Genomic DNA, 7,985 nt, shown 5'->3' with positions numbered 1-7,985 from the left:
ACCGGCGAAGAGGGCGGTCAGGGCAAGGCCGACGGGACGGGTGGGACGGAATCGCGCGGGGGTGGGTTCCCGGCGGGAGCCCTCGCGGTGAGGTGCCGGTGTCGCGGGCGGCGGGCGGCGGCCCGCCCTCTCCGCCGCCCGGCGGCCGGCCGTCGGGCCGTCCCCGGCGCGCCCCGTCCAATGCGCCGACGGCGGCGCCGCCACAGGTAGCGTGCGCCACCGGCCCCCCACCGAAGGAGCGCACATGCCCTCCAGACGCACCGTCCTCGCCGTCACCGCCGGCGTCACCGCCGCCCTCGCCGCGGGCGGCACGGCCCGCGCGGACGACCGCCGGCCCGAAGCCCTGCTGTCCCGTATGACCCTGCGGGAGAAGGTCGGCCAGGTCTTCGTCTCGCGGGTCCACGGCCACTCGGCGACCGCGCCCGACCCGGCCGACGCCGCCGCCAACCTCGCCGACTTCGGCGTGCGCACGGCCGCCGAACTGCTCGCGCGCTACCGGCTCGGCGGGATCGTCTACTTCGCGTGGGCGCACAACACCCGCGACCCGCGGCAGATCGCGGAGCTCTCCGACGGGCTCCAGCGGGCCTCGCTCGGGCAGCCGCGCGGTCTGCCGGTGCTGATCTCCACCGACCAGGAGCACGGCGTCGTCTGCCGGGTGGGCAGACCGGCCACGCTGTTCCCGGGCGCGATGGCGATCGGCGCGGGCGGCGACCGGGCCGACGCCCGCACCCTCGGGCTGCTCGCGGGCCGCGAGCTGCGCGCCATGGGCATCCGGCAGGACTACTCCCCCGTCGCCGACGTCAACGTGAACCCCGCCAACCCGGTCATCGGCGTGCGGTCCTTCGGCGCGGCCCCGGACGCGGTGGCCGCGCTGGTCGCGGCGGAGATCGAGGGGTACCAGGCGGCCGGGGTCGCGGCGACCGCCAAACACTTCCCCGGGCACGGCGACACCGCCGTCGACAGCCACACCGGCTTCCCCGTCATCACCCATACGCGCGAGGCGTGGGAGGCGCTGGACGCGCCGCCCTTCCGCGCGGCGATCGCGGCCGGCGTCGACTCCCTGATGACCGCGCACATCGTGGTGCCCTCCCTCGACGCCTCCGGCGACCCCGCCACCCTCTCCCGGCCCGTGGTCACCGGCCTGCTGCGCGAGCGGCTCGGCTTCGACGGGGTGGTGATCACCGACGCGCTCGACATGGCGGGCGTGCGCACCAGGTACGGCGACGACCGGGTGCCCGTGCTCGCGCTCAGGGCGGGCGTCGACCAGCTCCTCAACCCGCCGAAGCTGGACGTGGCCTGGAACGCCGTCCTGAACGCCGTGCGGAGCGGCGAACTCACCGAGGAGCGGCTCGACGAGTCGGTGCTGCGCGTCCTGCGCCTGAAGGAGCGGCTGGGCCTGTTCGACGCTCCGTACGGGAGCGTGGCCGACGTCGGCCGGACGGTCGGCGCGCCGGCGCATCTGGCGGCGGCCGACCGGCTGGCCGAGCGCACGACGACACTGCTGGTCAACGAGGGTCGGCTGCTCCCGTTGTCCCCCCGGACCCATCCCAGGATCCTGGTCCTGGGCGCCGACCCGGCCTCCCCCACCGCGACGACGGGGCCGCCCACCGAGGTCCTCGCCGCCGCCCTCACCGCACTGGGCTTCACGGCGACGGCCCTGTCGACGGGGACGGACCCCACGCCCGAGACGATCACCCGGGCGGCGGCCGCCGCGGAGGGGGCCGACGCCGTGGTGGTCACGACGTACGAGGTCACGGCGGACAGCGCGCAGAGCACCCTGGTGCGGCGGCTGGCCGCGGCCGGGCGTCCGGTGGTGACGGCGGCCGTCCGCAACCCCTACGACGTGGCCCACCTCCCGTTCGCGCAGGCGTGCCTGGCGACTTACTGCTGGACGGACGTCGAACTGCGGGCGGCCGCCCGGGTGATCGCGGGCGCGGTCCCGCCGCGCGGCAGGCTGCCGGTGCCCGTGCGGCGGGCGGACGACCCCGCGCAGGTGCTGTACCCGATCGGGCACGGCCTGACCTACTAGGCGGGCGCCGACCGCCGAGCGCCTTCCCGGCCCTCGGCGGCCGCGAGGATTCGCCTACGGGCGCAGCGCGGGCTCCCGCTCCATGTCCCGCACGTCCAGCTTCGCGTCGAACTTCGCCAGCGGCCTGGCCTGGGCCACCGCCGGCGCCGGGACGCCCGCCCAGTCCAGGATGCGGGCCGTGGCCAGCGCCTTCTGGTCGGCGACCAGGCCGGCCACGTTGGCGCCGTGGTTCAGGCCGGGAGCGGTGAAGACGAAGCTGTCCTTCGCGCCCTTGCCGAGCCGGAACCGTTCCGCGCCCCACGGGTCGTTCTGGCCGTAGACGAAGAGCATGTGGTGGGCGTTGTGCCGCACCCACGAGTCGACGTCGTGCATCGCCCGCGGCTGGAACGTCATCGGGATGTCGCGGGGGACGAAATTGCGCGGCGGCTGGTAGCCGTAGCGGATGTACTTCTTCTCGATGTACGGGAAGTGGATGGTGGGCGCGCCGAGTTGGGTGCCCGCCTGGTAGTAGTACGGGGTGTACGTGCTCAGGCCCTGGTCGGCGTAGGCGGAGAAGCCGGAGATCGTGTCGACCGAGTTCCAGATCTCGTCGTCCGTGGCCGTGGCCGCGTCCGCCGGGATCGACGCGCAGTCGGACAGCAGGCTGTACTGCCAGAAGCCCCAGACGTAGTCCAGGACGACCGCCTCGTAGGCGCGGTCCAGGCTGCCGACGGTGGTGAAGGTGTAACCGTTGTCCGCCGCGTACGCCGCGTACTTCTTCTCCAGTGGCGCCCGGCGCACCAGCGCCTCGCGCTGGACGGCGTTCAGCCGGTCACGGCACTCCTGGGTGCCGACGGAGGCGAAGAAGCGGTCGTAGGCCGAGTCCTCGTCGTTGACGACGTCGTTCGGGGCCACGTAGGCGACCACGCCGTCCATGTCCCGCGGGTAGAAGCGCTCGTAGTAGGTGGCCGTCATGCCGCCCTTGGAGCCGCCGGTGGAGATCCAGTTCTTGCCGTAGATCTTCTTCAGCGCGGTGAAGACGCGGTGCTGGTCGCTCGCCGCCTGCCAGATGTCCAGCTTGGACCAGTCGGCCGGGGAGGGCCGGGACGGCGTGAAGAAGCGGTACTCCATGGAGACCTGGTTGCCGTCCACGATCTGGGTGGGCTCACGGCGGCCCGGTGTGGTGGAGACGTTGTAGCCGCCGGTGTAGAAGACCGTCGGGCGGCTGACGTCCTTGTGCAGCACCGTGATCCGCTGCTGGAACGTGCCCTTCCCGGGGTGCCGGTGGTCCACCGGCTGGGTGAAGTTCAGGACGAAGTAGCGGTAGCCGGGGTACGGCTTCTCCTCGACCAGACTCATGCCCGGTACGGCGAGGAGCCGGTCCTTGATGTCGACGGCCTCCGGTTCCGCGGCGGTGGCCGCTCCCGCCGTGCTCAGCGTGCCTATGAGCACCATGAGCGCGAGCAGCCATCTGAGCGCCTTGCGCATGCGCGTGCACCCTCCCTGTGAGACAGATGTGCGTCGCCGGAAGGTATCGGAGCAACACCCGTCACACCAGAGGGACTTGACCCTGGGCCGGCGCGGTCAGCACCGGAACCAGGCGGAACGGTACGAGCCGCCGGCCACCGCTCCCGTCACGCGCACGTAGCGGTGACCCGCGTACACCCGCGCCGGAGGGGAACTGCGGGCGTCCCGCCTCGACTTCGGCACGGCGCGCAGACCGCGCGCCTGCAGGCTCACCGAGATCAGGCGCTTGGCGCCCGGGTGCTTCTGCACGGTGACGGCGCAGACGTAGCCGCCGTCCCGGTAGACCTGCACGGAGCCGGTGGAGAAGGGCAGGGTGCGCACCTTGCGGCCCGCGCAGCCGCCGGAGGAGGCGGCCTGGGCGCTGCCCGGCGAGGCGACGGCGAGCAGGCAGGACACGATCAGCAGGATCAGCCCCATGGCCGGCCGTCTGCCCCTCGTCCCCCTCGCGCCCTTCGTGCCCCTCGGGTCCCTCGCGCCCTTCGTGCTGGTCTGCCTCGAAGCGCCTGTGTCCACGGTTTCCGCCCCCGCCCTCCACGTCTCGCGGTACGCGACGGCCGCACGCGACAGCCGTGCGCGTCAGCCGTACTGATGTACGGACGCAGGACAGGTGTCCGATGGTTGCGCGACCGCCGCGCCGGGGACCCGCTCGGCGGACCCGCCCCGGTCAGACCACCGCGGGCTCGTCCTCGCCCACGAAGGTGCTCCACAGGCGGGCGTAACGGCCGCCGAGCGCCAGCAGTTCGTCGTGCGTGCCGTCCTCCACGACACGGCCGTGATCCATCACCACGACGCGGTCCGCCCGGGCGGCGGTGGTCAGGCGGTGGGCGACCACCAGGGTGGTGCGACGGCCCGCCAGCCGGTCCGTGGCCTGGTTGACCTGGGCCTCAGTCGCCAGGTCCAGGGCGGCCGTCGCCTCGTCGAGGAGCAGGACGTCGGGGTCGACGAGCTCGGCGCGGGCCAGCGCGATCAGCTGGCGCTGCCCGGCGGAGAGGTTGCGGCCGCGTTCGGCGACGGCGTGCAGGTAGCCGCCGTCCAGGGTGGCGATCATCTCGTGCGCGCCGACCGCCCGGGCCGCCGCCTCGACCTCGGCGTCGGTGGCCTCGGGCCGGCCGTAGGCGATGGCGTCGCGGACGGTGCCGGGGAACAGGTACGCCTCCTGCGGGACGACGCCCAGCCGGTGGCGGTAGGAGGTGAGGTCGAGGGAGCGCAGGTCCGTGCCGTCGACCGTGACCCGGCCGGCGGTGGGGTCGTAGAAGCGGGCCACGAGCTTGACGACGGTGGACTTGCCCGCGCCGGTCTCGCCGACGAAGGCGACGGTCTGGCCTGCCGGGATGCGCAACTCGACGCCGCTCAGGGCCTCTTCGGGTTCGTCGGCGGAGCCGTAGGCGAAGTGCACGCCCTCGAAGGCGATCTCGCCGCGCAGGGAGAGGACCTCCAGCGGTTCGTCGGCGGACCCGGTGGACGTCGGCTCCCGCAGCAGCTCCTGGATGCGGCCCAGGGAGACGGTCGCCTGCTGGTAGCCGTCGAAGACCTGGGAGAGCTGCTGGACGGGGGCGAAGAACAGGTCGATGTAGAGGAGGTACGCGACCAGGGCGCCGGTGGTCAGGGTCGCCGCGTCGACCCGGCCCGCGCCCGAGATCAGCACCGCCGCGGCGGCGACGGACGACAGCAGCTGCACGAACGGGAAGTAGATCGAGATGAGCCACTGGCCCCGGATGCGCGCCTGGCGGTAGCTGTCGCTGCGCTGCGCGAACCGCGCCCCTCCGTCCCGCTCGCGGCGGAAGGCCTGCACGATCCTGAGCCCGGACACCGACTCCTGAAGGTCGGCGTTGACCGTCGACACGCGTTCGCGGGCGAGTTCGTAGGCCTTCACGCTCGCCTTGCGGAAGAAGTAGGTGGCGACGGCCAGCGGCGGGAGCGTGGCGAAGACGATCAGCGCCAACTGCACGTCGATCACCAGCAGGGCGACCATGATGCCGAAGAAGGTGACGACCGAGACGAAGGCCGTGACCAGGCCGGTCTGCAGGAACGTGGAGAGGGCGTCGACGTCCGTCGTCATCCTCGTCATGATCCGGCCGGTCAGCTCCCGCTCGTAGTAGTCGAGGCCGAGCCGCTGGAGTTGGGCGAAGATCTTCAGCCGCAGGCTGTAGAGGACCCGTTCGCCGGTGCGGCCGGTCATCCGGATCTCGCCGGTCTGCGCGACCCACTGCACCAGCACGGCGAGCAGCGCGAACAGGGAGGCGGCCCAGACGGCGCCCAGCGCCATCCGGTTCACCCCCTGGTCGATGCCGTGCCGGATCATCACCGGCAGCAGCAGGCTCGTCCCCGCGTCGACGGCGACCAGCGCGAGGCTGATCAGGAGGGGCGTGCGGAAGCCGCCCAGCAGCCGGCGCAGACCGTACGAGTCCTCCGGCTGGACGGCCCGTCCCTCGTCGACGTCCGGCGTGTCGACGGCCGGCGGCAGCGCCTCGACCTGGGCGAGGAGCTCGGGCGTGGCCGGCGTCCCGGACAGGGCCGTGTCCTTCGGCTCGCGGTCGCCGGTCCACAGCCGGGGGGTCACCCCGCGCTCGGCGTCGAACTCGGCGTCCAGCTCGTCGCGGACGGTGGTGTCCTCGCCGCGCGCCACGGGCCGGGTGCGGCCGGGCGAGACGCCGCCGAGCTCGTCGGGGTCGGTGAGCAGGCGACGGTAGAGCGCGGAGCGTTCCTGCAGCTCCTCGTGGGTGCCGATGTCGGCGAGCCGGCCGGCGTCGAGGACGGCGATGCGGTCGGCGAGGTTGAGGGTGGAACGGCGGTGGGCGATCAGCAGGGTCGTGCGGCCCTGCATGACCTGCTTGAGGGCCTCGTGGATCTCGTGCTCGACGGCGGCGTCGACGGCGGAGGTCGCGTCGTCCAGGACCAGCAGGCGCGGGTCGGTGAGGATCGCGCGGGCGAGCGCGACGCGCTGGCGCTGGCCGCCGGACAGGGTGAGGCCGTGCTCGCCGACCGTCGTTTCGTAGCCGTCGGGCAGCTCGGCGATGAACCGGTCGGCCTGGGCGGCGCGGGCGGCGGCCTCGATCTGCTCCCGGGTGGCGTCGGGACGGCCGTAGGCGATGTTGGCGCGGACGGTGTCGGAGAAGAGGAACGAGTCCTCGGGGACCAGGCCGATCGCGGCCCGCAGCGAGTCGAGGGTGAGCTCGCGCACGTCGTGGCCGCCGATCAGGACCGCGCCCCGGGTGACGTCGTAGAAGCGGGGCAGCAGCAGCGAGACCGTGGACTTCCCCGACCCCGACGAGCCGACGACCGCCAGGGTCTCGCCGGCGCGGATCTCGAAGGTGAGGCCGTCCAGGACGGGGTGCTCGGGGTCGTAGCCGAAAGCGACGTCGTCGAACTCGACGCCGGCGGGGGCGTCGGCGGGCAGCTCCTTGGAGCCGTCCCTCATCGACGGCTCGGTGTCGATCAGTTCCAGGACGCGCTCGGTGCCCGCGCGGGCCTGCTGGCCGACCGTGAGGACCACGGCGAGCATCCGGACCGGGCCCACGAGCTGCGCGAGATAGGTGGAGAAGGCGACGAAGGTGCCCAGGGTGATGTGGCCGCGCACGGCCAGCCAGCCCCCCAGCGCCAGCATGGCGACCTGGCCGAGGGCGGGGACGGTCTGCAGCGCCGGGGTGTAGGCGCTGTTCAGGCGGATGGTGCGCAGCCGGCCGGCGAACAGCCGGCGGCCCACCTCGCGCAGCTTGCCCGTCTCCTGGTCCTCCTGCCCGAAGCCCTTCACCACGCGGACGCCGCTGACGGCGCCGTCGACCACGCCCGCGACCGCCGCCGCCTGGGCCTGGGCGTACCAGGTGGCGGGGTGCAGCTTGGTGCGGCTGCGCCGGGCGATGTAGGCGAGGGCCGGCGCGACGGCCAGGGCGACCAGGGTCAGCGGCAGCGACAGCCACGCCATGATCACCAGCGAGATCAGGAAGAGGAGCAGGTTCCCGATGGTCATCGGGAGCATGAAGAGCAGGCCCTGGATGAGCTGCAGGTCGCTGGTGGCGCGGCCGATCACCTGGCCGGTGGACAACTCGTCCTGGCGGCGGCCGTCGAGCCGGGTGATCGTCTCGTACATCTCGGTGCGCAGGTCGTGCTGGACGTCGAGCGCCAGCCGTCCGCCGTAGTAGCGGCGCACGTAGGTGAGGACGTAGACCAGCACGGCGGCGCCGATCAGGGCGCCGGCCCAGGGCGCCATGTCACGGGTGTGGGCGCCGACGACGTCGTCGATGATCACCTTGGTGACCAGCGGGACCAGCGCCATGACGGCCATGCCGGCGAGGGACGAGCCGAGGGCGAGGAGCACGTCCGCCGGGTGGCGCCAGGCGTATCGGGCCAGTCTGCGCGCCCAGCCCCGTCGCTGCTCCCCCTGCTGCGCTGCCACGCCGGTGCCTTCCTGTCGTCCTGCTCTGCCGGAAGGCTCCAACACCGGGGCAAGCGG

Annotated in this window: 5 protein-coding genes; 2 read left to right on the top strand and 3 right to left on the bottom strand. The window is 73.3% G+C overall.

The window, feature by feature from the left end; translation table 11 throughout:
• The first annotated feature begins 244 nt into the window (after nt 1-244).
• The gene (locus tag ACFVYK_RS09290) at nt 245-2,029 is read left to right on the top strand and encodes a glycoside hydrolase family 3 protein (protein WP_389770577.1); all 1,785 of its coding nucleotides are present in this window, start codon (nt 245-247) and stop codon (nt 2,027-2,029) included.
• A gap of 54 nt (nt 2,030-2,083) precedes the next feature.
• Here the strand turns inward: ACFVYK_RS09290 and ACFVYK_RS09285 are convergent, their stop codons facing one another.
• Complete coding sequence (locus ACFVYK_RS09285; RefSeq protein ID WP_389770574.1) at nt 2,084-3,496, bottom strand: S28 family serine protease; 1,413 nt, start codon at nt 3,494-3,496, stop codon at nt 2,084-2,086.
• Nucleotides 3,497-3,592: 96 nt separating this feature from the next.
• On the bottom strand, nt 3,593-3,952 hold the full coding sequence (locus ACFVYK_RS09280; RefSeq protein WP_389770572.1) for a hypothetical protein: 360 nt from the start codon (nt 3,950-3,952) through the stop codon (nt 3,593-3,595).
• On the opposite strand from ACFVYK_RS09280, the gene ACFVYK_RS09275 reads away from it, so the two are divergent.
• Entirely contained in the window at nt 3,951-4,124 is a 174-nt protein-coding gene (locus ACFVYK_RS09275) for a hypothetical protein (RefSeq protein WP_389770570.1), read from the top strand. The genes ACFVYK_RS09280 and ACFVYK_RS09275 overlap by 2 nt on opposite strands.
• Before the next feature lie 75 nt (nt 4,125-4,199).
• On the opposite strand, the gene ACFVYK_RS09270 is transcribed toward ACFVYK_RS09275, so the two are convergent.
• Nucleotides 4,200-7,928 carry an ABC transporter ATP-binding protein gene (locus ACFVYK_RS09270; RefSeq protein WP_389770567.1) on the bottom strand — a complete coding sequence of 1,243 codons (3,729 nt, stop codon included), beginning with the start codon at nt 7,926-7,928 and terminating at the stop codon, nt 4,200-4,202.
• Between the last annotated feature and the right edge of the window lie 57 nt (nt 7,929-7,985).

Origin of the sequence: Streptomyces sp. NPDC058291 (assembly GCF_042880855.1) — a bacterium.
Taxonomy (GTDB): Bacteria; Actinomycetota; Actinomycetes; order Streptomycetales; family Streptomycetaceae; genus Streptomyces.
The sequence above is the reverse complement of the archived record's forward strand: the minus strand, read 5'-3'. Positions and strand labels throughout refer to the sequence as shown.

What these genes read in the sequence shown, in the direction of transcription:
- ACFVYK_RS09290 (WP_389770577.1), top strand. Translation starts at nt 245, where the DNA reads ATGCCCTCCAGACGCACCGTCCTCGCCGTCACCGCCGGCGTCACCGCC.
- ACFVYK_RS09280 (WP_389770572.1), bottom strand. Translation starts at nt 3,952, where the DNA reads ATGGGGCTGATCCTGCTGATCGTGTCCTGCCTGCTCGCCGTCGCCTCG.
- ACFVYK_RS09275 (WP_389770570.1), top strand. Translation starts at nt 3,951, where the DNA reads ATGGCCGGCCGTCTGCCCCTCGTCCCCCTCGCGCCCTTCGTGCCCCTC.
- ACFVYK_RS09285 (WP_389770574.1), bottom strand. Translation starts at nt 3,496, where the DNA reads ATGCGCAAGGCGCTCAGATGGCTGCTCGCGCTCATGGTGCTCATAGGC.